Genomic DNA, 23,827 nt, shown 5'->3' with positions numbered 1-23,827 from the left:
CTTAGGCTGAGCGCCGTGACTGCCGAACAGACCACGTCGACCGCCCTGCTGACCGACCACTACGAGCTCACCATGGTCGAGGCCGCCCTGCGAAGTGGCGCCGCCCAGCGCCGCAGCGTCTTCGAGGTATTCGCCCGGCGGCTGCCGGACGGGCGCCGTTACGGCGTGTTCGCCGGCGTCGCACGGCTGCTCGACGCCATCGAGGAGTTCCGGTTCGGGCCGGCCGAGATCGACCACCTGCGCAGCGCGAAGGTGGTCGACGAGCAGACCCTGCAGTGGCTGGCCGACTACCGCTTCAGCGGACGGATCACCGGCTACGCCGAGGGTGAAACCTACTTCCCGAACTCACCGCTGCTGGAGGTCGAGGCAAGCTTCGCCGAAGGCGTCGTTCTCGAGACACTGATCCTGTCAATCCTCAACCACGACAGCGCCATTGCCGCCGCAGCCTCGCGGATGACCGCAGCCGCCGACGGGCGCCCCTGCATCGAGATGGGCTCACGCCGTACGCACGAATGGGCCGCCGCTGCGGCCGCGCGGGCCGCGTACCTCGCTGGTTTTGGGACCACCTCCAACCTGGAAGCCGGACGGTCGTTCGGCGTTCCGACCGGCGGAACCGCTGCCCACGCCTTCACCTTGGTCCACGACGACGAGCGGGCCGCATTCCAGGCGCAAGTCGACACCCTCGGACGCGGCACCACGCTGCTGGTCGACACCTACGACGTGACGAACGCGGTCAACCTCGCGGTCGAGGTGGCCGGCCCCGAACTGGGGGCGGTGCGCCTGGACTCCGGCGACCTGCTGATCCAAGCGCGCGAGGTGCGCGCCCAGCTGGACTCCCTCGGCGCGACGAATACCAAGATCGTGGTGACCTCCGACCTCGATGAGTTCGCGATCTCCACCCTTCAGGCCGCACCGGTCGACGTCTACGGCGTCGGCACCAGCCTGGTGACCGGATCGGGAGCGCCGACCGCAGGCATGGTCTACAAGTTGGTGCAGCGCGCCAATGACAGCGGCGAGATGATCGGCGTCGCGAAGAAGAGCAAAGACAAGGCGTCGGTCGCCGGCCGCAAGTACGCCCTCCGCCGGCTTGGTCCGACCGGAGTCGCCGAGGCGGAGATCGTCGGAATCGGCTCAGCTCCGAAGGATGACGGCGACGACCGCCCGTTGATGGTCGAGCTGATGGCGGACGGCAAACGCATCGACGCTTCCACGCTCGAGGACGCGCGCGCTCGCCACGCTGCGTCGCGAGCGGAATTGCCGGCCAAAGCACTGCAGATGTCGCGCGGCGAGGCAGCGATCCCGACCGTCTTCGCGGGCTGAGGACACCCAAGGTTCACCCGGGCGTCGCCCAATGAGGAGCCCCTTCCCAGCAACGCCGAAGAAGACGTTCAGTGCCCCTCGGTTCGGTGGAGTCACCACACCCCACCTGCACAGGAGCTCCACATGTCTCAAACCAGCCGTCGTCTCGCGGCGCTGATCGCCGCGTCCGCAACGTTGGGAACGGCGGCAGCGCCAGCCCTGGCGTCACCCTCGCACCGTCGGGCGGTGACCCAGCACGTACTGCTGCTGTCCGTCGACGGGCTTCACCAGAGCGACCTCGACTCTTACGTGCGCAACCACCCCGGATCTGCCTTGGCCTCCCTGGTCCACAGCGGCACGTCCTACACCGAGGCACTCACCACCGCGCCCAGCGACTCCTTCCCCGGTATGGCCGCGCAGGTGACCGGCGGCGGCCCCGCAACCACCGGCGTCTACTACGACGTCTCCTACAACCGCGCGTTGCTCGCGCCGGGAACCACCCACTGTGCGGGTGTGCAGCCAGGCACTGCCGTGGCCTACGACGAAACGCTCGACAAGGACCCCACTCGGATCGACGCGGGCCAGGGCCTGACCGGGCTGCCGGGGTCGATCCTGTCGATGACGGGCAACCCGCGCCAGGTGATCGACCCGGCGAAACTGCCCGTCGACCCGGTGACCTGCAAGCCGGTCTATCCGCACAGCTACCTCAAGACGAACACGACGTTCGACGTCCTGCACGCGGCAGGGCTTCGTACGGCGTGGAGCGACAAGCACGCGGCGTACGACCTGCTCAACGGTCCTTCTGGCAACGGAGTCGACGACTTCTTCACCCCCGAGATCAACTCGGATGCGCCCGGCGGCGGCGACTGGACCACCAACAACGCCAACACGCAGCAGTACGACGGTTACAAGGCGCAGGCGGTCATCAACGAGATCAACGGCCTCGACCACTCGGGCAAGCATCACCTGGGAGTCCCGGCACTGTTCGGCATGAACTTCCAGTCGGTTTCGACCGCGCAGAAGCTGCCCACGTCCAATGGAATGACCGGTGGTTACAGCGCACCGAACGTTCCTGGACCGCTGCTGAGCAACGCGCTGGACTTCGTCAACAGCCGCATCGGCGCGATGGAATCGGCGTTGCGCAAGTCCGGCATGGCTTCATCCACCACGATCATCCTGTCGGCCAAGCACGGTCAGAGCCCGACCGACCCGGCTCAGCTCACCCGGATCGACGATGGCGCGATCATCGATGCGGTGAACGCGGCGTGGGCCAAGACTCACCCGGCGAACACGAAGCTGATCACCTTCAGCTCCGACGACGACGGGATGCTCATCTGGCTCTCCGATCGTTCCGCCGCCGCCCGCACCTTCGCCAGCGGTTGGTTGATGAACCACGCCGCCACCGGCAACACGATCACCAAGACCGCTCGCACCCTGCAGCACTCCGGGCTGAACTCCGTGGTTTCCGGCGAGAAGTTCTTCAAGGTCTCGGCCGCTGAGCCGCGCCACCCCGACCTGGTCGGCATCTCGCAGGTTGGCGTCGTCTACACCGGCGGAACCACGAAGATCGCTGAACACGGCGGCATGAACGCGCAGGACCGCCACGTCCCGCTCGTGGTGGCCCGCGCCGACGGTTCCGGACGGCAACACACGTTCGGGCAGCAGGTCCTGACCACGCAGATCGCACCAACGACGTTGCGTCTGCTCGGATTCTCCCCGCGCGCATTGCAGGCCGTACGCATCGAAGGCACTCGCACCCTGCCCGGCACCCGCTGATCCTCCGGTTGTCCGCCACTTCGCTGCGGACACGCCACCGAAGTGGCGGACAACCGGCGTGAGCGCCAGGACTTCGGAGCACAAGGCACAATCGGGCGGTGTCCGAACTCAGCATGCCCGAACTCAGCGTGTCCGAACTCAGCGTGCCCGGCGATCTGTGTCTCGGCCCAGCATGGGTCGACCGCTCTCCCGTTCTTCGTTTCGAGGGTCGGGCCCCGCTCGATCTGATCGATCGCCGGTTGGCATTCGAGGCGGGTCCGCAGCGCGAATGCACCGGTGCGAGCGTGGCCGATGAAAACGGTGCGTTGACTCACCGCGGATGTCCGCGTGGCCGGCCAGCGACCCGTGGTCGGCAGTGCGCCGAGTGTGCCGCCGACGACCAGTTCCGCTTTGCTCATCACGCTCACCGAGGCGGCTACGTTCCTCCCGCGCTCGCCTCCTATCTGGAGGCGCCACATCTGGTCTACATCGCCACCTTCGCCGACGGGGTGAGCAAGGTCGGCACCGCCGTACATCACCGGAAGGTGGGGCGTTTGGACGAGCAGGGTCCGCTGGTCGCGACCTACGTGGTGGATGCACGCGATGGTCGACAGGCCCGACTGCTCGAAGATCTGGTCAGTGAGCGCCTCGGACTCACCCAGTTCAAGCACCGCAGCTCCAAGGTGGCCGCCCTGCTGGCCGATGTTCCGCAGGCGGAAGTCACCAAGCACCACGAATGGACAGTGAGCGAGGCCCTCGATGCGCTGGCGACCGAGCCGGACGCCGACCTGATCCGGGAGAGCTGGAATCCGCCTGCCGCCCAACAGAATCTGCTGGAGTCACTGACTCGACACCCGGTCAGCGCCTATCCACATTCGTTGGTCGAGGGCGATCACTGCCTGACCGTCCGCGCGATGGCCGGAGCGACCGCTGTGGTGAACGTCAACGATGACGACACTCCGTTCCTGGCCGACCTCGGCGCGCTGGCTGGGCATCGACTTCGGCCGGCCGACGTGCGGTCGGCTCCGGTGCCTACCCAACTCGGCCTGTTTTGAGCGGCCACCGACTTGGCTAGCCTCAAGGCATGACCCGCGCGCTGATCATCGTCGACGTCCAGAACGACTTCTGCGAGGGCGGCTCGCTGGCAGTGGCCGGCGGAACGCAGGTCGCCGCGCAGATCGCCGACTACGTGCGCATTCAAGGCGCCGACTATGCGGCCGTCGTGGCCACCGCCGACTGGCATATCGATCCGGGCAGCCACTGGGCAACCGATGCCGAACCGGACTTCGTCGATAGTTGGCCGGTGCACTGCAAGGTCGGCACCGCGGGAGCTGACTTCCGGCCTGAGATCGCCCCAGCCATCCAGTCCGTCGATGCGATCTTCCGCAAGGGGGAACATGCCGCTGCCTACAGCGGATTCGAAGGACACAGCGGCAACGGGGAGGAACTCGCCGGCTGGCTGCGCGAGCGCTCCATCACCTCGGTTGACGTCGTCGGCATCGCCACCGACTTCTGTGTGAAGGCAACAGCGCTCGACGCCCACCGGGAGGGCTTCACCACCAGCGTGCTGCTCGAACTGACCGCCGGCGTCTCAGCCGCAACGACCACGGCCGCGCTCAGCGAACTGCGCGCGGCCGGGGTCGGACTGACCGGAGTTCCGGTCGTACGGTCCTGATTCAGTCTTGAGTCAGCGCAGGCGTTTGTGGATGTCTTCGCTCATCCGCACCGTGGCGAGGTAGAACTCGAGCGTCATCCGGATGAAGGTCAGGTAGAGCAGCGCGACGAGCGGGCCGACGATCAGGACGAACAGGATGAAGAGCGGGCCACCGGCTTTGGCTGCCGCGAGCAGGGCGACCAGCCAGGACAGAACAATGGCCACCAGCGCCACCACGTAGACGAACTTGACCACCTTCGGTGTGACGAAGTGTGAGAACGAGAAGTCGAACAGCGCCTTGAAGAAGCCCGCGGCATCGGTGTTCTGAACGACGGGCTGGGTCTGCATCGGCCCGCTCTGCCAACTTGGCTGCTGATAGCCGCCCTTCGACCCTGGCTGCTGATATCCGCCCTGCGACCCTGACTGCTGATATCCGCCCTGCCACTCTGACTGCTGCTGGCCTTGCGGCCGCCCATCCGGTCCGTTGCCCCATGCCTGGTGGCCCGAATTGTCGCTCACTTTGCTCCCCTTCGATTGTCTCGACTCAACAGCGCCAGATCATAGGGATTCCAGCTTCTTCGCGAACGGATACGGCCAAACTGATGAGACCCGCGGACCATCGTGTGTGGTCCGCGGGTCTCATCAGCGCCCTCTGCCCAACGGCTCAGGCGGTGTTGCTCACGCCGTGACGGTCAGCGGGGTTGTGCCGTAGGTCAGCTTCCAGTCGATCGTGTGGAAGGTCGACGGGTCGATGGTCTTGTTGGCGGTGACCCAGTCGATGATCAACTGGCGAATTTCGTTCTGCCGGTTGTAAACCACTGGCGCGGTGGTCACGCCCGGGAAGCCGCCACCACCGGACTGGCGATAGTTGTTGATCGCGATCACGAAGCTGTCCGAGTCGGCGACCAGCTTGCCGCCGTAGGAAAGGTTCTTGATTCGCGCTCCGCTCGGCACCGACAGGTCGATGTCGTAGGTGAGCGCTTGGTCGAGGCCACCCATGACGTCGTAGTTGTAGTCCGGTGTGCCGTTCGGCGCGGTCGGGGTGACGGCGTTGGTCACCTGGTCCGACGGCAACGGGCCGGCGCTGCTGACCTGCTTGAAGTAGCCGGCCGAGGTCTCCAGGTAGGCCTTGACCTGCGCGCCGGTGAACTTGATGCCCAGCAGGGTGTTGTCGTAGATGTAGAGACCAGCAACGTCGCGCACCGTCACCGCACCGGCCGGGATATTCGCCGTACGGCTGAACGGCGCCGCAATCGACAACACCGGGGTCTTCTCGTCGGCGGTGCCGACCAAACCGGCCTTGACCGCCTGCGCCTGGACGAGGTTGATCAGGTCGACGGCAGCCGAGTCCTCCCAGCAGGCGGTGGTGCCGGTCATCGCGGCGGTGCTGTTGCCGATCACCGAGTTGACGTAAGCGAGCACCTTTTCGTGTGCCGGTCGAACCAGTGCAGCGACCTCGGAGTCTTCCGGTGCCGTGTTCGCGTTCAGCAGCGTCGAGGTCGATGATTCGACGGTCCACTGACCGCGCACCTTGACCAGGTTGAGGTCCATCACAGTGACCCGCATGCCCCAGTAGTAAGGCTCCGAGAGCAACACCTGCTTGCCGCTCTTGAGGTTGGTGACGTAGCGCTGCGGGATCTCCAGGTGGGCGTGGCCCACCAGGATCGCGTCGATGTCGGCAACCTGCTCGGCCAACTGGCTGCTGGCGTTCTCCGGCCACGGCAAGGCATCACCGTACGAGGAAGACGGAGTCGCGCCGGAGTGGCACGACACGATCACGACGTCGGCTCCGGCGGCCTTGACCTGCGGAATCACCATCTGCGCCTGCTCGACAATGCCGTTGAAGGTGACCTTGCCTTCGACGTTCGCCTTGTCCCAGATCGCGACGCCCGGAGTCACCAGACCGACGATGCCGACCTTGATCGGCTTCTCACCCTTGGGCTTGATGGTCTTGATGACGTACGACGGGAAGACGGCCTGGTGGGTGTTCCAGTCGAGCGCGTTGGCGCCCAGGAGCGGGTGGTTCAGCTGCGACTGGAAGGTGCGCAGCAGGTCCATGCCGTAGTTGAACTCGTGGTTGCCGAGGGCCGCCGCGTCGTAGCCGATCGCGTTCATCGCGGTGGCCATCGGGTGCTCGACGGTCTTGCTGATCGGGGTGACCTTGGCGTAGTAGTACGCCAGCGGGGTGCCCTGAATCGTGTCGCCCGCGTCGAGCGTGATGCAGGTGTCGGCGCCGCGCTCGGCGCGCATCGCCTTGATCAAGGTCGCGGCCTTGGCGACACCGATGTCGTTGCCAGCCTTGTCGTCGTACTCCACATTCCGGAAGTAGTCCCAGTTGAAGACGTTGCCGTGCAGGTCGGTGGTGCCGAGCACGGTCAAGCGCACCGACTTGCTGGGTGAAGCGGCGGCGGAGCCGGCACCGGCAGCGAACAACGCGGTGCCGCCGACGAACGCCAGTCCGAGCATCTGTCGGCGGGAAGTGTCGGGGGTGGGTGACATAGGAACTCCAGGGGAATCGGAACGGGGGTGGCTCGACGCTACCGATTTAACGGCCGCCGAGGTGACCTCCGCACGCTCGATTGCGCACTGTTCACCGAGTGGTCATCGATCAGTCCTGCGGGCGGCCGCCCACCCAGCTCCAGGCGTACTTCCCGTCGTCGACGGACAGTCCCGCGCTGCCCAGTTCCAACGGACGGAAGGTGTCGACCATGACCGCGAGTTCGTCGAATGAATCGGCCCCGATTGACCGCTCGTACGCTCCGGGCTGCGGGCCGTGCGCGTGACCGCCGGGGTGCAGCGAGATCGAGCCCTTGCCGATGCCCGACCCCTTGCGCGCTTCGTAGTCGCCGTCGACGTAGAACATGACCTCGTCACTGTCGACATTCGAGTGGTAGTAGGGAACCGGGATCGACAGCGGGTGGTAGTCGACCTTGCGCGGGACGAAGTTGCAGACGACGAAGTTGGCACCCTCGAAGACCTGGTGGACCGGCGGCGGTTGGTGAACCCGGCCGGTGATCGGTTCGAAGTCGGCCACATTGAAGGCGTAGGGGTAGAGGCAGCCATCCCAGCCGACAACGTCCAGCGGGTGGAAGGGATAGGTGTAGATCGTGCCGACGATCCCGTTCGACCCGCGATGCTTGATGTGCACCTCGGTCGATTCGCCAGGGTCCGCGCCGATGTCTTCGGCCAGCAGGGGTCCGTCAGGCCCGCGCAGGTCCCGCTCGCAGAACGGCGCGTTTTCCAACAGTTGGCCGTAGCGCGATAGATAGCGCTTCGGTGGCGCGATGTGGGAGTTGCCCTCGATCGTGTAGGCCCGCAGCGCCTCGATGTAGCCGTCGTCGCCCGCGACCAGCGGCAGCCAGCGATGCGTGGTGGCGCGCGGAATGATCAGGTAGTCGCCGCTGCCCACGACAAAGGCACCGAACACGGTCTCCACGCGGGCCCCGCCGCGCTCGATGAAGACACACTCGTCGCCCATGCCGTTGCGATACCAGGGGCTCGGCGCGTCCGCGACGACGTAGGAGATCCGCACATCGCCGTTGCCGAGCACCAACCGGCGGCCGGTCACGACGTCGACGCCGGTCGCTCCGGGCTCGAAAAGGTCGTGCAACTTCAGGTGGCGCGGCAGCATCGGATGGTTCGGCGTGGTCCGCAGGGCCTCGGTCAGGTCCCAATCGCGGGCATCGCTGATCGCCGATGGGATCGAGCGGTGATAGAGCAGCGAGGAGTCCGAGGAGAACCCCTCCTCCCCCATCAGCTCCTCGTAGTGCAGGGTGCCGTCGTCGGCGCGGTGCTGGGTGTGGCGCTTGGGCGGGATGTAGCCCTGCGCGCGGTAGTGGGCCACGACGGACCGCCCCCTTGAATGTCCGATGATCGGACGTTGGTGTATGTATTGTCCATCGAGCATTGTGTAGCGTGGGTCACATGTCAACGTCCCCGCGGGTCGCGGGTCTCGCCGTTCTTCCGGTGACCGACCTCTTCAGCCTCGACAACCTGCCCTACGGCGTTGCCGCCAAGCCCGGCCACGCGCCCCACGTCGTGGCCAGGATCGGTGACCACGCCATCGATCTGGCGGGGCTGGCCGCAACCACCGGTGGCGAGCAGTGGGCCGAGGCCTTCGCCCAGCCCACGCTGAACGCCTTCATCGACACCGGCCACGACTCGTGGACCGCCGCGCGCCGCTGGCTGCAGGAGGTCCTGCGCGACCGTACGGCCGAGGCCCTGCCGTTCCTGCACTCGCTGTCCGAGCTGACGATGCTGCTGCCGATCCAGGTCGCGGACTATGTCGACTTCTACGCCAGCGAACAGCACGCCACCAACGTCGGGCGCGTCTTCCGCCCCGACGGCGATGCCCTCACCCCGAACTGGAAACACCTGCCGATCGGATATCACGGTCGGTCCGGAACGATCGTGGTCGACGGGACCGACGTCGTACGCCCGTGCGGGCAGCGCAAGGATCCCGCCGACGCGGCCCCGACGTACGGCCCCAGCATTCGCCTCGACATCGAGGCCGAGGTGGGCTTCGTGGTCGGCGGCGCGACCGCGATGGGTGATCGGGTGAGCATCGAGCAGGCGGGCGACCACCTGTTCGGAGTCGCCCTGTTCAACGACTGGTCGGCGCGCGATCTGCAGGCGTGGGAGTACGTCCCGCTTGGCCCGTTCCTCGGCAAGTCGTTCGCGTCGTCATTGGCTGCATGGGTCACTCCGCTGGAAGCCCTCGAACCGGCGAAGATCACACTGCCACAACAGAATCCGCAGCCCCTGCCCTATCTGCGGGGCGACCTGTGGGGGCTCGACCTGGCCATGGAAGTGGAACTCAACGGCGTCGTCATCAGCCGGCCGCCCGCCGCGGGGCTGTATTGGTCGCCCGCCCAGATGCTGGCCCACCTCACGGTGAACGGGGCAAGTCTGCGCACCGGCGACCTGTTCGCCTCGGGCACGGTCAGCGGCTCCGAACCGGGTTCGCGCGGCTCGCTGCTGGAACTGACCTGGAACGGCACTGAACCGATCGAACTACCCGACGGCTCGACTCGCGCCTTCCTGCAGGACAACGACCAGGTGGTGCTGCGCGCGACCGCGCCCGGGTCGAACGGTGGCCGGATCGGGCTGGGCGACGTCGGCGGACGGATCTCCCCCGCGCGCTACTGACGCCGCGGCGGTTGCTGCTGGGAATTCGGCGCTGAATTGGGCGCGGACTTCGGCGCGCTGCGCACCACGTAGGTCGTGGCCCAGCGGTCGTGGAAGGACTGCCGGTGGGGGTCCGAAAGCGGACGCCGGAAGTCGATGATCTGGAAGACCAGCCCGGCCAGGCCAAGGAGCGGAATGGCGCTGGTGAGCGAGTTCAGGTTCTTGATCAGGGTGCGGTAGAGCGCGGAACCGAGGTTTGGTGGGCGGTCTTCGGTGGTGCGACGCACCCGGATACCGGCGCAGAGTTTGCCGAGCGTTCGGCCGGTAAATGCGGTGAGCAAGGTTTCGTAGACCACGAAGACGATCGCGGCGATCAGCGCGAACTGCCAAGGGAACTGCTGCGCGAGATAGCTCGGGATGGCCGGCTGCGCTTGGTTGTGCTGCGCAGCGTCCATCGCGGTGCGGAACCAGTCGGCATAGTCGCGCACCCAGGGCCCGAGCCACGGCCAGCTGAGCGGAAAAGAGATGAGCGTGCAGAGCAGGCCATCAATCAGCAGCGCGAAACCACGACGCCACCACCCGGACAGCTCTTGGCCGTCGGGGGTCTGCGGAATCTGCTTCTGCGGGGCGGGAGCGTAAGGCCCGCCGTACGGCTGCGGGCCACCGCTTGGCGGCTGGGCCGCGGCGTGCTGCGGCTGCTGCGGGTGTTGTTGAACCTGAGGCGGCGTCGCGATCGTCGAGTGCTCCAACCCCGGCTTGATCCGCGGCATGGTCCGGTCGGTCCACAGGATTCCGTCCCAATAACGCAGCAGGGAGTCGTCGTTCTGATCCGGGTACCAGCCGGACGGGCGCTCGCTCATGCTCGCATTCTGTCAACCTCGTTGAGCCGTCGTCGCGACCGGCATACTCGGGCGCGTGCAGCAAACGATCATGGCGCGGGTGCAGGCGGGCGGTCGACGCCTTTCCACCTCCCCTGTCGGCCGGGTCTACGGCCGATCCGTACGCCTCGAACTCGGCACCCACTCCCTGGCCTTGGCGGCGCAGCATGTGTTGTGCGCGGCGCCCTTCTTGGTGGCGATGTCGGCACTGTCGCGCACCTGGGGCTTCGGCGACGTGGGCCATCTCCTGTCGGACACGATGGGGCTGCAGGGCGATGCCCAGAACGAGTTGATGGCGTTGTTCCGCACCCGCGCCCACGAGACCGTCGGGTCGTTCGTCATCGGGTTCGTCCTTGCGTTCTTCTTCGCGACCGGCGTCTCGGCCACCATGCAACGCACCTTCGAGCGAATCTGGGATCTGCACCACGCCGACTGGACGGCGGCCTGGCGCCACCTGGCGTGGGCCGTTGCCACCACGGTGTTGTTCGGGTTCGCCCTGTGGGTGAACAAGGCGACGCACACCTGGCAGATCGGGACCACCACCGAGGTCCTTCTTGAGGCAACCGGAACCGGGGTGGCCGCGTTCGTCTACTACTGGTGGACCCAGCACGTCCTGCTCGGTGGGCGAATAGCCGCGCGCCGACTGTTGCCGGGCGCGGTCTTGATCGGGGTGGGAACGGTCATCCTGATCGTCGCCACCCAGGTGATGGCTCCGGCGCAGGTCACCGAGCAAGTTGCCGACTACGGGTTGGTCGGCGCCGCGTTCATCCTGGCCACCATCCTGGTGGCGTTCAGCACGACCGTCTTGTGGGGCGCTTACCTCGGCCGTGAGTGGGAACGCCGCCACCACATGACCGGGCTGTCAGACATCGTGGAACCGGCGGTGGGTGGCGATCAGTAGCGCAGCGGCGAGCAGCGCGCTGATTCCGCAGATCGCCCACACCACCAAATAGCCGGTCAGGGTCGCGTGTTTCGCGGCCGCCTCGGTGTCGATCGAACCTCCCGCAGACAGGGCAATCGCGAAGACGCTGCTGGCGATGGCGCCACCGACCGTCTTGGTCATGTTGGTCATACCGGTCACGAACCCGGTGTGCGATGCAGGCGCTTGTTGCGCTGCCGCAGCCGGGAGGGCAGCGACCAGCAGCCCCGAGCCGACACCGGCGATGCCCATATTGACCATCGCGTTGGCGAGGCTGCCATGCAGTGGCAGGAACAGCAGGTAGCCGAGACCGACCAAGCAGGCGCCACCCGCCAGCGCCACCTGCTGGGCAACCAGTCGGGAGATCGGCGCGAGAAGACCCGCGCCAAGGGCGAGGGTGATGACGTAGAGGCCGACGATCAACGACACCCGTTCGGCGCTCACGCCCAGCCCGTAGCCGGTCACGGCGGGGTCCGTTCGCGCGAAGGTCGACAGTGGAATCTGTGCACCAAGAACCGATACACCGAGCAGCGCCGCAGTCACTTGAATCGGCCATTGCCGCGGGGCGCCAAGGATGGACAGATCGACCAGCGGTTGGGCATGACGGCGCTCTGTTCGTACGAACCCGGCGACGGCCGGCACGGTCAGCAGGGCGGCGCCGATGGCCCACCACCACTGGTCGAGCCGGATCAAGATGAGCGCCGCCATCAGCAGACCAATGCTGGCGGCGAGCTGGCCGAAGCCGACCAGGTCGACCCGCCCACCGGCGCCGGTGGGCGCCACCGAGGGCACACCGAACCAGATCGCCGGGAAGGCGATGGTGACCATCGCGGCCGGCACGGCGAGAACCACGGTCATCGAATTGCCGTCGACCAGGATTCCGGCCAGCACCGCGAAGACGATGACGCTCAGTTCGAGGGCGATCACCAGGGCGGCCGCCGCCGCACGAGTGCGCTTGGGGTCTCCCGCCGTACGCCCGTGGATGATGGCGATCTCCAGCGGCAGCCACACGACATAGAACCCGGCCAGCGCCCACGCGACCAGGAAGGTGGCAAAGTTCGGCGCGAGGGCGACACCCCAACTAGCCACCGCGGTGACGGCCGTTGCGCCGAGCAGCACGCGCCGGTGACCGTGCAGATCACCCAGCCGAGAGAGCAACGGAACGCAGATCGCAGACACCGCCAATTGGGCGGCCTCGAACCAGTTGACATCGGCGTCGTGGATATCGAGATGGCGGGCAATGTCGGTGAACAGCGGTGTGTAATAGCCCTGGAGGGCCCCGCTGGCGATCTCGACGCAGACCAGAAAACCGACGATGCTCGCGATGCTTTGTTTCGCGTTGACCGTCACAGTTTCTCCAGCAGCGCGCGATACCAGCGAACGCCGGTGGCGAATGAATCGATTTCAAGGCGCTCGTCGACGTTGTGCAGACTGCCGCGCTGCTCGGGTGACATCCGGAACGGCGTGAAGCGGTAAACGTCGCGCCATCGTTGTTGAAAGTGGCGCGCGTCGGTGGTGGCCATCACGACGTAAGGGACGACGACTGCTTCGGGCAGCTCTCGGGCGCAGGCTTGTTGAATCAGGGCAAAGGCCTCGCCCGTCGTGGAGGCCGTCGGGGTGGGTTCGGAGCGGGTCAACACGCTCACCTCGACGTCCTTCCCGACCGTACGGCGCAGTCGTCCCACCGCTTGGTCGACGCTTTCGCCGATGGCGATGCGCAGATTCACCGTCGCTGACGCGGTGGAAGCCAAGACGTTTCGAGCGGGTGAGCCGGTCAGCGTGGTGACGGCGTAGGTCGTGCGCACCATTGCCGCGGTCTCGGGGCCGAGCCGGGCGAACGTACGCGCCAACGCTGGTCGGATCGAACCCGCGCGGCCGACGACCTGGCGCAGCGGCTGGCCAGCATGCGGCGCAACCTGTTCGAGCATGGCGACGGTGGCATCGCCGAGGGAGGAGGGCGCAGGGTGACGCTGCAGGGCCATGATTGCCTTGGCCAACACTGCGGGAGCGTTGCGGCGAGGCGGCATCGACGCGTGTCCGCCGGGCGCATTCGCGGTGATTTGGACGTCGGAGTAGCCCTTCTCGGCGATGCCGACCAGCGCCAACGGCACGGACACGGTCGGGAAAGCGCCGGCGGCCACGGCGCCACCCTCATCGATCACCAGCAGGGGGTCCACGCCACGCGCAGCCAACGCCTCGACGGCGGCGGGAGCGGTGTGGCCGGTGACCTCCTCGTCCGAACCGAACGACAACCAAACGTCGCCCGCCGGAACGAACTCCTCGAGGATCAACTCCTCGACCGCAGCGCAGATCGCGATCAGGGACCCTTTGCAGTCGAGCGTGCCTCTGCCCCAGAGGAATCCGTCAGCAACCACGGCATCGAAGGGCGGGTGGGTCCAGGTGTCATCAGGGTTGATCGGAACCACGTCCTGGTGAGCCATCAACACGACCGAGCGCTGCGGGTCGTGACCGGGCCAGCGCAGCAAGAGCGCGTGATCGGGCAACGCCACCTGTTCACAGGTCGCGAATAGGCGCGGGAAAAAACGGCGCAGATCGTCGTGCAACGCATCGAACTGCCCGTCGTCCTTGCCAGGTCCGGCGAGCGTACGGCGTGTGATGACGGCGCGCAGCGCCTCGAGAGCCTCCACCATGGTCGCGACCCTAGTGCCGCGCGGCGAGCGTCGGCGGCGGTTCGGTTGAGCCGTTCTCAGCAAGGCGCCGCACCCGCGGAACGAGCAGGGCCGTGGCCGCCACGGTGATCAGTGCGCCGAGCAGTAGGGCGGTCGCTTCGCCGCTGATCAGCACCCCCGATGCGGAGCCAAGAGCGGCCGCTGCCACCGGAACTCCGAGTTGGCCGGCCGTCATGGTGGCCGCTGGCCAGGGCTGTCGCAGCAGCGCGGGAAGGGCGTGGACCAGGAGGGCGGCGAGGCCGAGCACGACCCCAAGGCCGACCGCCTGCGGATGGCGCGCGAGGGCGCGCAGGTCGAGCGAGGAGCCCAACCAGACGAAGAAAATTGGCCCGAAGAAGCCCTCGGTCAGGGCGAACAGCTGGGTCGCCAACCGGCGCGGCTCCCCCATCGCCGCGACAACCAGACCAGCGGCGAATCCAGCGAGCATCACCGACACGTGGAAAGCGACGGCGATCGCGGCAAGGCCAAAGAGGGCAGTGAGTGAGATGCGTAGTTCGAGGGCGAGTCGGCGCGCCTGGGACAGGCGGCGTACGCGGCCGATGCGGCCTTCCGCTGCGGCCCACCGCAGGGCTGCGTACATCAGTGCGGCGGCGGCCCACACCACCACAGCACCCAGCGCAGCGCGCGCCGCGTGAGTCGGGTCGAGCGCCAACGGCAGAGCAACGATGCAGGCGGTGTCGGCGATCGCGAGTTGCGCCAGCAGGCGCGCCATCACCGGACCGTCGGCCGGCACCCCGTCCAGCGCCGGCATGACCAAGCTCGCCGACGACGAAGCGAGCAACACCGCGTAGAGCGCGGTGTGTCCGGTGTCGAACAGGCGGGCGATCGACCACGCGACCGGCAGGGCGACCGCCGCCACCAGGACTGCGCGAGCGGCACCCACGCGCCACCCGGACCGCAGAGCGGCCGAACGGAGGGGCACGTGGGTGCCGGCCACGAACATGACCAGCGCGAAGCCGATCTGCGCCAGGAACGCGAACGTCGGCGCGCTTGGATTGAGCCAGGCAGCGCCCGTACGGCCGACGGCGACGCCGATCAGCAACTCGCCGACCACGACGGGCAGCCCGATCCGGCGCGGCAGTGAAAGTAGCGGACCGAACAGCCCGACCGCGCAGATGAGCGCAAGCTCAGCGAACGTCATGGACCGATTCTGCTACCGGCCAACGACATTCGCCGCGGATCAGAGATTGCCGCGCTTGTCCTGTTCGCGCTCAATCGCCTCGAACAGGGCCTTGAAGTTGCCCTTGCCGAAGCCGAGGGAGCCGTGGCGCTCGATCAGCTCGAAGAACACCGTCGGACGGTCGCCGAGCGGCTTGGTGAAGATCTGCAGCAGGTAGCCGTCCTCGTCACGGTCGACCAGGATGCCGCGCTTCTGTAGTTCTTCGACCGGAACACGTACCTCCCCGATGCGCGCCCGCAACTCGGCATCCTCGTAGTAGGAGTCCGGGGTGTCCAGGAACTCAACTCCGTTGGCGCGCAACGCATCGACCGTGGTCAGGATGTCATTGGTGGCCACCGCGAGGTGCTGAGCGCCGGCGCCGCGGTAGAACTCGAGGTATTCGTCGATCTGCGACTTCTTCTTAGCGATCGCCGGCTCGTTCAGCGGGAACTTCACCCGGTGGTTGCCGTTCGCGACCACCTTGCTCATCAGCGCCGAGTAGTCCGTGGCGATGTCATCGCCGATGAACTCGGCCATGTTCACGAAGCCCATCACCTTGTTGTAGAAGGCGACCCACTCGTCCATGTGGCCGAGCTCGACGTTGCCGACGATGTGGTCGAGCGCCTGGAAGAGGCGCTTTGGCTGACCCTCACGCTTGACGATGGTCGAGGTCGCGGCGGTGTAGCCGGGCAGGTATGGGCCGTCGTACCGGCTGCGGTCAACGAGCGTGTGGATGGTGTCGCCGTAGGTCGCGATGGCCGCGATCCGGATAGTGCCGTGGTCGTCACTGACGTCCTCCGGCTCCCGTACGACGGTGGCACCGGCGCGACGCGCCTGGGCGATGCACTTGTCGACGTCGGGCACCTCGAGCGCGATATCGATGACGCCGTCACCGTGGGTGCGGTGGTGATCGGCGAGCGGGCTCTCCGGGTCGACCGCACCGTTGATGACGAAGCGGATGGATCCCGAGCGGAGCACGAACGACTTGTGGTCACGGTTGCCGTTCTCCGGGCCGGAGTAGGCAACGAGGTCCATGCCCCAGACGCTCTGGTAGTAAAGCGCCGACTGGGTGGCATTGCCCGACACGAAGACGATCGCGTCCCAGCCGGTGACCGGGAACGGGTCCTTCTGCTCGTCGTAGTCGACCAGACCGACCAACTGCTTGAGCTGGTCGAGGTTCAGGTCGGCTTCGCGTTCCTGCGGGGTGAGTTCGATGGTGTCGCTCATTCCACCACTGTGGTCTGCCTCACGTCGATGATCAACCGGGATCACTCCTGCTGGGCATCGTGTGCATGATGTCTCTGTCTGGCACCACAAAGCAGTACATTTTGCTCATGATCGACGACCTGGATCGTGCCATCCTTCGCCTGCTCTCCGACGAACCGACCATCGGAGTGCTCGGCGCCTCCCGCCGGCTCAACGTCGCTCGCGGCACCCTGCAGGCGCGCCTGGACCGGCTGCGTACGCGCGGTGTGATTCGCTCCGAGGCCCCACACATCGACCCCGCCGCGCTCGGTTTCCCAGTCACCGCGTTCTGCACCCTTGCCATCAGTCAGCGACAGGGCAGCGGCAAGATCGTCGAACACCTCGCGACGATCCCGCAGGTGCTCGAGGCCCACACGATCACCGGCGAGGGCGATGTGTTGGTCCGCATCGTCGGCCGCGACAACACCGACCTCCAGCGGGTGCTGGATCGGGTGCTGGCCACCGACCTCGTCGTTCGTAGCTCGACAGTCATCGCCCTAGCCGAACTCCTCCCCCACCGCACCGGCCCGCTGGTGGAAAACGCGTGACAGTCGAAGCGCCCGTTGTCTCGGCCGGCGAAGCCCCCGTTGGCTGAGCCCGCGCCGCACCCCGTTGGCTGCGCGCGCGCCGAACCCTCAGCTCAACGCTTCCGCTATCCGTTCGCACGCCGCGACCAACGCCGGGCCGATCGCCTTCTCGTCGAACGCCGACATCGCGACCAAACCCACTGAGGCTTCCAGACCCACGACCCCGAGAACCGGCGCCGCCAGCCCGTGGGCTCCCGGCTGCAGTTCGCCATCGCTGCCGACCCAGGCCGGTCCACCGTCGCGCCCAACCAGGATTGCGCGACCGGCCGCACCGACGCTGAGCGGATGCCGCGTGCCCTCCCGGTAAGAGACGTGCAGCCCGGTCCAGCGCGGCTCCACCACGGTCATCGCGAGAGCCTCGCCGCGATCAGCAACCGTGAGGTGGGCAGTCAGGCCGGTGTCCTCGGCGAGGTTGCGCAGCACCGGCGTGACCACCTCGCGCAGACCGGGCCACACCGCGTTCGCCAGCTGCAGCAGTCCGACACCAAGGGCGATTCGGCCGTCGGCCCGCCTGGTCACCAGATCGACCCGCGCCAGTGACGCAACCAACCGATAGACGACCGGCCTACCGACTCCGAGCCGGCCGGCCAACTGGGTGACAGTCAGCCCACCAGTGTTCTCGGCATCCGCGAGCACCCGCAACACCGCCAGTCCGCGGTCCATGGTCTGCGAGGTCTCGCCTCCGAGATCGCTCGACGCCTTCTTCATGCAGGACAACGTAACGCCCACCGGGAACCGGAGGTAACGCCCGTCGGCAACCGGTAGCGTCGGTCGCCATGGTGGAGAACAACCGCGCCCCGCTGCCCGTCGACCTGCTCGAGGATCGACTCCCCCACGGCCCCCGTGACACGATCTGCGACGTCGACGGCGTACGGGTCGGTCACCGAACGCTGATCGGCGACGACCTCCGTACGGGTGTCACTGCTGTTGTGCCCGATCCCCTGCCCACACCAGCGCGACCACTGCCCGCCGCTTTGGCCGTGGGCAACGGCCACGGCAAGTTCGTTGGTGCGACCCAAATCGACGAGCTCGGCACCCTCGAGACCCCGATCGTTCTCACCAACACCTTCGCGACCTACCGGGCCGCCGACGCGCTGCTCGGGTGGATGCTCGAACAACCCGGGCTGGAGCAGACGATCACCCTCAACCCCGTCGTCGGTGAATGCAACGACTCCTGGCTTTCGGACATCCGGGCCAGGCCGATCACCGAGGCCGACGTGCGCGCCGCTCTGGACAGCGCCGACGACAACCCCGAGCTGGGCGCGGTGGGTGCCGGAACCGGCACCCGCGCACTCGGTTTCAAGGGCGGGATCGGTTCGGCCTCCCGGACCACGCCGGATGGCGTAACCGTCGGGGTGCTCGCCCAGACCAACTTCACCGGGCGGCTGCGATTGAAGGATCGTACGGTCGAGCCTGCGGATCCCACACGCCCACAAGGGAATTCGTGTGTGATCGTGGTCGCCACCGATGCCGCCGTGGATGCTCGTCAACTCGGCCGCATCGCGCGCCGGGCGATCTTCGCGATGGGCGTCGTCGGGGCTGATTACGCCCACGGCAGCGGCGACTACGCGATCGCGTTCACCACGAACACGACCACGAATACGCTCGTCGATCTCCAGCTCGACCCGCTGTTCGCCGCGACCATCGAAGCGACGACCGCGGCGTTGCTGTCGTCGCTGTGGCATGCGCCGACGACAGTCGGTCGCGCCGGCAATACGGCGCGCGGTTTACAGGATGAGCTGCGCCGGAAGTAGCTCAGCGCCGCCCGACGAACCACTTGCGGATCAACGCGATGCGCGCATCGACCTGCTCGGTCGAGGCGGTGTCGAGCGTCGGCCCGCCACACGACTGACGCAGGTCGTTGTGAACAATCGCGTGGGCCTTGCCGGTCTTCTTCGCATAAGCCGCGACCAGCGAGTTCAGCTCCTTGCGCTTTGCAGCGAGCGCGCGGTGGGCGGCAACTGGCCGATCCTCGGCGGGCTTGCGGCGACCGGACTTCACCTGCTTGTCCTGCCGCTGGCGCAACAGCTGGGTGACCTGGTCGGGTTCCAGCAGACCCGGCAACCCCAGGTAGTCATCCTCGTCTTGCGACCCGGCGGCCCCGCCCAGACCCCACTGCTGGGCGTCGAAGAGAACGTGGTCGAACTCGGCTTCGGACTCCAACGCCTCGAAGCTCTGCTGTTCGTCGGCGAGAGCACCCTCGGCCTCGTTCGCCTTCGCCAGCAGGCCGTCTTCCTCGGACCACAGCGGCTCCTCGCCGTCCTTCTTCGGCCGGTCGAGCGCGTGGTCGCGCTGCTCCTCCAGCCGGGCGGCGTGTTCCAGGATCAGCGGCACGCTGGGCAAAAACACCGACGCGGTCTCGCCACGACGTCGGGCCCGGACGAAGCGTCCGACGGCCTGAGCGAAGAACAGCGGCGTCGAGGTCGACGTCGCATAGACACCAACACACAACCGCGGCACGTCGACGCCCTCGGAGACCATTCGGACCGCGACCATCCAGCGGTCCTCGGACTCGGCATATTGCTCGATTCGCGCCGATGCGCCGGCGTCGTCGGAAAGCACCACCGTGGGCTTCACCCCGGTGATCGATTCGAGGGTGCGGGCGTAAGAGCGCGCGGCCGTCTGGTTGGAGGCGATCACCAACCCGCCGGCATCGGGAACGTGGCGACGCACCTCGGTCAGGCGCTTGTCGGCGGCGCGCAACACCGCCGGGATCCACTCACCCTGCGGGTCGAGGGCGGTGCGCCAGGCGGCCGCCGTGACGTCCTTGGTCATCGGCTCGCCCAACCGGGCCGCCACCTCATCGCCCGCGCGGGTGCGCCAGCGCATCGCGCCGCCATAGGCCATGAACAACACCGGCCGCACCACGCCGTCGCGCAACGCCTCGGCGTAGCCGTAGCTGAAGTCGCTGGTCGAGCGGCGAATGCCGTCGGAGCCGGTCTCGTACCGGACGAACGGGATCGGGCTGGTGTCGGAGCGGAATGGGGTTCCGGTGAGCGCCAATCGGCGCGTGGCGTGTTCGAAGGCCTCCCGGATCGCGTCGCCCCAGGACTTCGCGTCACCGCCGTGGTGGATCTCGTCGAGGATCACCAGGGTGGGCCGGGCGGCCGTACGAGATCGGTGCAGTGCCGGGCGGCTCGCGACGCCCGCGTAGGTGACGGCGATGCCGTCGTAGTCGGCCGCATGGGCCTCCTGGGCGTTGGTGAACCGCGGGTCGATGCTGATGCCGACCCGCGCAGCCGCATCGGCCCACTGCACCTTCAGATGCTCGGTCGGGGCGACGATCGTGACCTGCTCGATGATCCCGCGGTTCATCAGCTCGGTCGCCAGACGCAACGCATAGGTCGTTTTGCCGGCCCCAGGTGTCGCCACCGCCAGGAAGTCTCGGGGCTGGTCACGGAGGTAGGCCTGGACCGCCTCGGCCTGCCAGGCCCGCAGCTTGGAGGCGGTGCCCCAGGCAGCGCGCTCGGGGAAGGCCGGCGACAGATGGGAAGCGGCCGACATACTCACGGTGAGGAACTCTAATCGCCGCCGGTGACAGCCACCGAATGCGCTGGTCACGGGCATGGGAAAGGCCGGCGAACCCGAAGGACGCCGGCCTTTCGCCGCTCATGACCTCAGCCGCGGTAGGTCAACCACTGGTTCTGCATCCGGGTCGTCTGGCCCGGGGTGAAGCTGTTCATGCAGTTGTCGTCGGTGTAGTCCATGAAGTTGGTCACCGGGTCGACACCTGGCTTCGCCGTGCAGGAGTCCTGGCCGATCGGGCAGCCAAAGGCGGGAGCCGCCTCGGCCGCGGTGTCGGCCACGTAGTCACCGTTGCCATTACAGCCACCCTGGAACGTGTGATAGAGCCCGAGCCAGTGACCGATCTCGTGAGTCGCGGTGTCGCCCTCGTTGTAGGGCGCCGCGCTACCGCCCGGCAACGACTGGTCGAGCATCACGACACCGTCCATCGCGCTGGCCTTCTTGGCCGGGAAGGTCGCCCAGCCCAGCAGACCGCCGCCGAGATCGGCGGTGTAAAGGTTCAGGTCACGCATCGTGCCCTTGTGCAGCGCGGTCTTCATCTGCTTCTCCGCGGCGGTGCCGTCGGTGATGCCGTTGTACCAAGCAGCGTTGTTGGTGACGTCGGTGGCGGCGAGTTTGAACGAGAAGCCCGAAGCGCCGTACGCAGCATTCAGAACGCTGATCTGGTTGTTGATCATCGTGCTGGACAAGCTGCCCTTCGCGCCGTCGGTGATGACGTGGAAGTAGACGTTGACGGTGGCGGGGGCGAACGCCGGGCTGCCCTTCTTCGTCAGCTTTCCGCTGGCGGTGGCGGTCAGACCCTTCGCGCCGGCGGCCGCGGTGAACGACTTCTCCTGGGCGGCCTGCTGGGCGGGGGTCAGTTCGTTCGGGTCCTGGCGACCGGAGTCGTGGCGCACCCGGGCTGTCGCAGAGGTGTCCGACTGCGGGGCACACGCGGTTGTCAAGGAGCCGGCGTTGCCGATGGCGGCGGAGCCACCGAACGCGGGCGGTGCGGCGGCGTAGGAGGTGCCGGCGGCAACAGCAACAAGGGCCGCGATGGAGAGTCGACGAGTCATGAAGAAACGCCTTTCGGGGAGGGTGACGGGCCACACCGGGGAGATGTGGTGTGGCCGAAACTACGACCCCGAGGGTGGGCAGCGGGTCAAGAATGGGCAAAATCCGCCCGCCCGCTGCCCGGGCTCACTCGTCGTCCTTGCCGCCGAACTTCATCGTTTCGTAGATCTCTTTGCAGGTCGGGCAGACCGGGAACTTCTGCGGGTCGCGGCCTGGAACCCAGACCTTGCCGCAGAGCGCGGTGACCGGCTCGCCGGAGAGCGCACTCTCCATGATTTTGTTCTTCTCCACGTAGTGCGAGAAGCGCTCGTGATCGCCCGGCTCCTGAACTTGCGGGATCACTTCCTCGCGCTCCAGCACACCGGTCGAGGTGGTGGGGCCGCTGGGCTGGGAGAGACGTTCGAGTTCGTCAGGTCCTGTGGTGCTCATGTCGCCAGTCTAAGTCGGGGTTTGCCACAATGGCCGACCATGACCGACCAGACGCGCAGCGGGACGGCCTTCGGCCCGTACCGGCTCGGGCGGTTGATCGGCCGCGGTGGGATGGGCGAGGTCTACGAAGCGCGCGACACGCTGCGCGAACGCATTGTCGCGCTGAAGCTGCTTCCCTCCGCACTGGCTGAGGATGCCAACTACCGCACCCGCTTCGAGCGCGAGGCCCGGCTGGCCGGCATGCTCAGCGACCCCCACGTCATCCCGATTCACGACTTTGGCGAGATCGACGGGGTTCTTTACATCGACATGCGGCTCGTACGCGGTAGCGACCTGAGCGAGATCCTGCGGCGCGACGGACGGCTCACCCCGCAGCGGGCGGTCGCGATCGTGCGCCAAGTGGCCGGCGCATTGGACGAAGCCCACCGCAGCGGTCTGGTTCATCGCGACGTCAAGCCGGCGAACATCATGCTGACCGGCGACGACTTCGCCTATCTGGCCGACTTCGGCATCGCGACGCGCGATACCGACGACCGCATCACCGACGACGGCAACGCGGTCGGATCGTTCGCCTACATGGCGCCCGAACGTTTCGAGGGCCACCAGGCAACACCCCGCTCCGACGTCTACAGCCTCGCGGCCACTTTCCACGAGCTAATCACCGCCGCACCGCCGTTCCCCGGTCGATCGATCAGCGAACTGGTCCGCGCCCACCTGTTCGAACCACCGGCGAGTGTGACGGCGTACGACGTCGATGGCGCCTACGACACCGCACTGCAGCGCGCACTGGCGAAAGACCCACATGACCGGTACGCGACTGCCGGCGACTTCGCCACCGCGCTCACCTCGGTCGCCACGACCGGGTCGAGCGCGGTCGGGGTCACCAGCCAGGCGGAGGCCGAGACACCGGCGAACGACACGCTGCGGCACCGCTCAACGGCGCTGCCGATGGCAATCATCATCGTCGCCGCCATGGTGCTGGCCGGGGTCGGGATCTTTGCGTACCTGCGCAAGGACTCCCCCACCGACGCCGGGACGGCAACGTCCAGATCCGCGTCGCTCGGGTCGTCGGGTTCCTCGTCTGGGTCATCCGGGCCGGCGAGCCTCGGCCGTACAGTGTCGTTCTCGAGTTCCACCGGGTTCACCGGCTGCACGATGAACGCCAGCAGCGGAGTGACCTGTGTGTCGTTCCGCCGCAATTACAACCCGCCAGCAACGGCTCGATCCGGCTGCGGCTGGTCTGTCCAACTCGGCAACGGATCACCCGAATTCGTCTGCGACCCAACCAGTTTCCCGAACGACTCCGATAACGGACGCTCGTTCGGCGCGAGCAGCCAACACAGCACCGCGATCGGCACCTACCCGGTGTTGGCGGTCGGCCAGGCCGCCGCGACCGGCCCGTATGTCTGCTCAATGACCAGCGACTACGTCACCTGCCGCAACTCGCTGACAGGCTCCGGATTCCGGATCGCCGGGTCGAGCTACCGGCTCACGCCGTAGCCGCCGC

General features: G+C 67.1%; 21 protein-coding genes. 9 read left to right on the top strand and 12 right to left on the bottom strand.

The window, feature by feature from the left end; all coding sequences use genetic code 11:
- Positions 1–15 precede the first annotated feature (15 nt).
- The 4 genes from ACYU98_RS01545 to ACYU98_RS01530 all read left to right on the top strand — a co-directional run bounded on the left by ACYU98_RS01545 (position 16) and on the right by ACYU98_RS01530 (position 4,729).
- A complete protein-coding gene (locus tag ACYU98_RS01545) occupies positions 16–1,320 on the top strand; it encodes a nicotinate phosphoribosyltransferase (protein ID WP_460466416.1) in 1,305 nt (434 codons plus the stop codon).
- 225 nt (positions 1,321–1,545) lie between these two features.
- Entirely contained in the window at positions 1,546–3,075 is a 1,530-nt protein-coding gene (locus ACYU98_RS01540) for an alkaline phosphatase family protein (protein ID WP_460466415.1), read from the top strand.
- 98 nt (positions 3,076–3,173) lie between these two features.
- Positions 3,174–4,109 (top strand): hypothetical protein, encoded by a 936-nt coding sequence (locus ACYU98_RS01535; RefSeq protein ID WP_460466414.1) that lies wholly within the window; start codon positions 3,174–3,176, stop codon positions 4,107–4,109.
- 29 nt (positions 4,110–4,138) lie between these two features.
- Entirely contained in the window at positions 4,139–4,729 is a 591-nt protein-coding gene (locus ACYU98_RS01530) for an isochorismatase family protein (RefSeq protein WP_460466413.1), read from the top strand.
- Between the two features lie 12 nt (positions 4,730–4,741).
- Here the strand turns inward: ACYU98_RS01530 and ACYU98_RS01525 are convergent, their stop codons facing one another.
- The 3 genes from ACYU98_RS01525 to ACYU98_RS01515 form a co-directional block, all read right to left on the bottom strand.
- On the bottom strand, positions 4,742–5,227 hold the full coding sequence (locus ACYU98_RS01525) for a DUF4282 domain-containing protein (protein WP_460466412.1): 486 nt from the start codon (positions 5,225–5,227) through the stop codon (positions 4,742–4,744).
- A 159-nt stretch (positions 5,228–5,386) separates the two neighbouring features.
- Positions 5,387–7,207, bottom strand: a complete 1,821-nt coding sequence (locus ACYU98_RS01520) for a bifunctional metallophosphatase/5'-nucleotidase (protein WP_460466411.1) — start codon at positions 7,205–7,207, stop codon at positions 5,387–5,389.
- 109 nt (positions 7,208–7,316) lie between these two features.
- Positions 7,317–8,552, bottom strand: a complete 1,236-nt coding sequence (locus tag ACYU98_RS01515; protein WP_460466410.1) for a homogentisate 1,2-dioxygenase domain-containing protein — start codon at positions 8,550–8,552, stop codon at positions 7,317–7,319.
- Positions 8,553–8,632: 80 nt separating this feature from the next.
- On the opposite strand from ACYU98_RS01515, the gene fahA reads away from it, so the two are divergent.
- Complete coding sequence (gene fahA, locus ACYU98_RS01510; protein ID WP_460466409.1) at positions 8,633–9,856, top strand: fumarylacetoacetase; 1,224 nt, start codon at positions 8,633–8,635, stop codon at positions 9,854–9,856.
- On the opposite strand, the gene ACYU98_RS01505 is transcribed toward fahA, so the two are convergent.
- Positions 9,850–10,695 (bottom strand): RDD family protein, encoded by an 846-nt coding sequence (locus ACYU98_RS01505; protein ID WP_460466408.1) that lies wholly within the window; start codon positions 10,693–10,695, stop codon positions 9,850–9,852. The two genes, fahA and ACYU98_RS01505, sit on opposite strands and share 7 nt — an antisense overlap.
- Positions 10,696–10,750: 55 nt before the next feature.
- On the opposite strand from ACYU98_RS01505, the gene ACYU98_RS01500 reads away from it, so the two are divergent.
- Positions 10,751–11,614: a hypothetical protein gene (locus tag ACYU98_RS01500; RefSeq protein WP_460466407.1), complete on the top strand. Its 864-nt coding sequence runs from the start codon at positions 10,751–10,753 to the stop codon at positions 11,612–11,614.
- Here ACYU98_RS01500 and ACYU98_RS01495 read toward each other — a convergent pair.
- Genes ACYU98_RS01495 through hppD form a run of 4 tightly spaced genes read right to left on the bottom strand, consistent with a single transcriptional unit; the run spans position 11,576 to position 16,708 of the window.
- Positions 11,576–12,982 carry an MFS transporter gene (locus ACYU98_RS01495; protein WP_460466406.1) on the bottom strand — a complete coding sequence of 469 codons (1,407 nt, stop codon included), beginning with the start codon at positions 12,980–12,982 and terminating at the stop codon, positions 11,576–11,578. The genes ACYU98_RS01500 and ACYU98_RS01495 overlap by 39 nt on opposite strands.
- A complete protein-coding gene (locus ACYU98_RS01490) occupies positions 12,979–14,283 on the bottom strand; it encodes a M20/M25/M40 family metallo-hydrolase (protein ID WP_460466405.1) in 1,305 nt (434 codons plus the stop codon). The genes ACYU98_RS01495 and ACYU98_RS01490 overlap by 4 nt, the downstream gene beginning before the upstream one ends.
- A 10-nt stretch (positions 14,284–14,293) precedes the next feature.
- The gene (locus ACYU98_RS01485; RefSeq protein WP_460466404.1) at positions 14,294–15,463 is read right to left on the bottom strand and encodes a cation:proton antiporter; all 1,170 of its coding nucleotides are present in this window, start codon (positions 15,461–15,463) and stop codon (positions 14,294–14,296) included.
- Positions 15,464–15,502: 39 nt separating this feature from the next.
- Positions 15,503–16,708 (bottom strand): 4-hydroxyphenylpyruvate dioxygenase, encoded by a 1,206-nt coding sequence (gene hppD, locus ACYU98_RS01480; protein ID WP_460466403.1) that lies wholly within the window; start codon positions 16,706–16,708, stop codon positions 15,503–15,505.
- A 107-nt stretch (positions 16,709–16,815) separates the two neighbouring features.
- Between hppD and ACYU98_RS01475 the strand changes: the two genes are divergently transcribed.
- Positions 16,816–17,274: an Lrp/AsnC family transcriptional regulator gene (locus ACYU98_RS01475; RefSeq protein ID WP_460466402.1), complete on the top strand. Its 459-nt coding sequence runs from the start codon at positions 16,816–16,818 to the stop codon at positions 17,272–17,274.
- 87 nt (positions 17,275–17,361) lie between these two features.
- Here ACYU98_RS01475 and ACYU98_RS01470 read toward each other — a convergent pair whose 3' ends face one another.
- Positions 17,362–18,021 carry an IclR family transcriptional regulator gene (locus ACYU98_RS01470; RefSeq protein ID WP_460466401.1) on the bottom strand — a complete coding sequence of 220 codons (660 nt, stop codon included), beginning with the start codon at positions 18,019–18,021 and terminating at the stop codon, positions 17,362–17,364.
- A gap of 68 nt (positions 18,022–18,089) precedes the next feature.
- Here ACYU98_RS01470 and ACYU98_RS01465 point away from each other — a divergent pair, with 68 nt between their 5' ends.
- Complete coding sequence (locus tag ACYU98_RS01465; RefSeq protein WP_460466400.1) at positions 18,090–19,067, top strand: P1 family peptidase; 978 nt, start codon at positions 18,090–18,092, stop codon at positions 19,065–19,067.
- Between the two features lies 1 nt (position 19,068).
- Here ACYU98_RS01465 and ACYU98_RS01460 read toward each other — a convergent pair whose 3' ends face one another.
- The 3 genes from ACYU98_RS01460 to ACYU98_RS01450 form a co-directional block, all read right to left on the bottom strand.
- Positions 19,069–20,823 (bottom strand): DEAD/DEAH box helicase, encoded by a 1,755-nt coding sequence (locus tag ACYU98_RS01460; RefSeq protein WP_460466399.1) that lies wholly within the window; start codon positions 20,821–20,823, stop codon positions 19,069–19,071.
- A 107-nt stretch (positions 20,824–20,930) separates the two neighbouring features.
- Positions 20,931–21,893 (bottom strand): zinc metalloprotease, encoded by a 963-nt coding sequence (locus ACYU98_RS01455; protein WP_460466398.1) that lies wholly within the window; start codon positions 21,891–21,893, stop codon positions 20,931–20,933.
- 124 nt (positions 21,894–22,017) lie between these two features.
- Positions 22,018–22,320 carry a DUF3039 domain-containing protein gene (locus tag ACYU98_RS01450; protein WP_460466397.1) on the bottom strand — a complete coding sequence of 101 codons (303 nt, stop codon included), beginning with the start codon at positions 22,318–22,320 and terminating at the stop codon, positions 22,018–22,020.
- Positions 22,321–22,359: 39 nt separating this feature from the next.
- Here ACYU98_RS01450 and ACYU98_RS01445 point away from each other — a divergent pair, with 39 nt between their 5' ends.
- Positions 22,360–23,820, top strand: a complete 1,461-nt coding sequence (locus ACYU98_RS01445) for a serine/threonine-protein kinase (protein WP_460466396.1) — start codon at positions 22,360–22,362, stop codon at positions 23,818–23,820.
- The last annotated feature ends 7 nt before the right edge of the window (positions 23,821–23,827 follow it).

Source organism: Calidifontibacter terrae (assembly GCF_054778835.1).
Note: the sequence above shows the minus strand (reverse complement) of the source record. Positions and strands in the feature narration are given on the sequence as shown.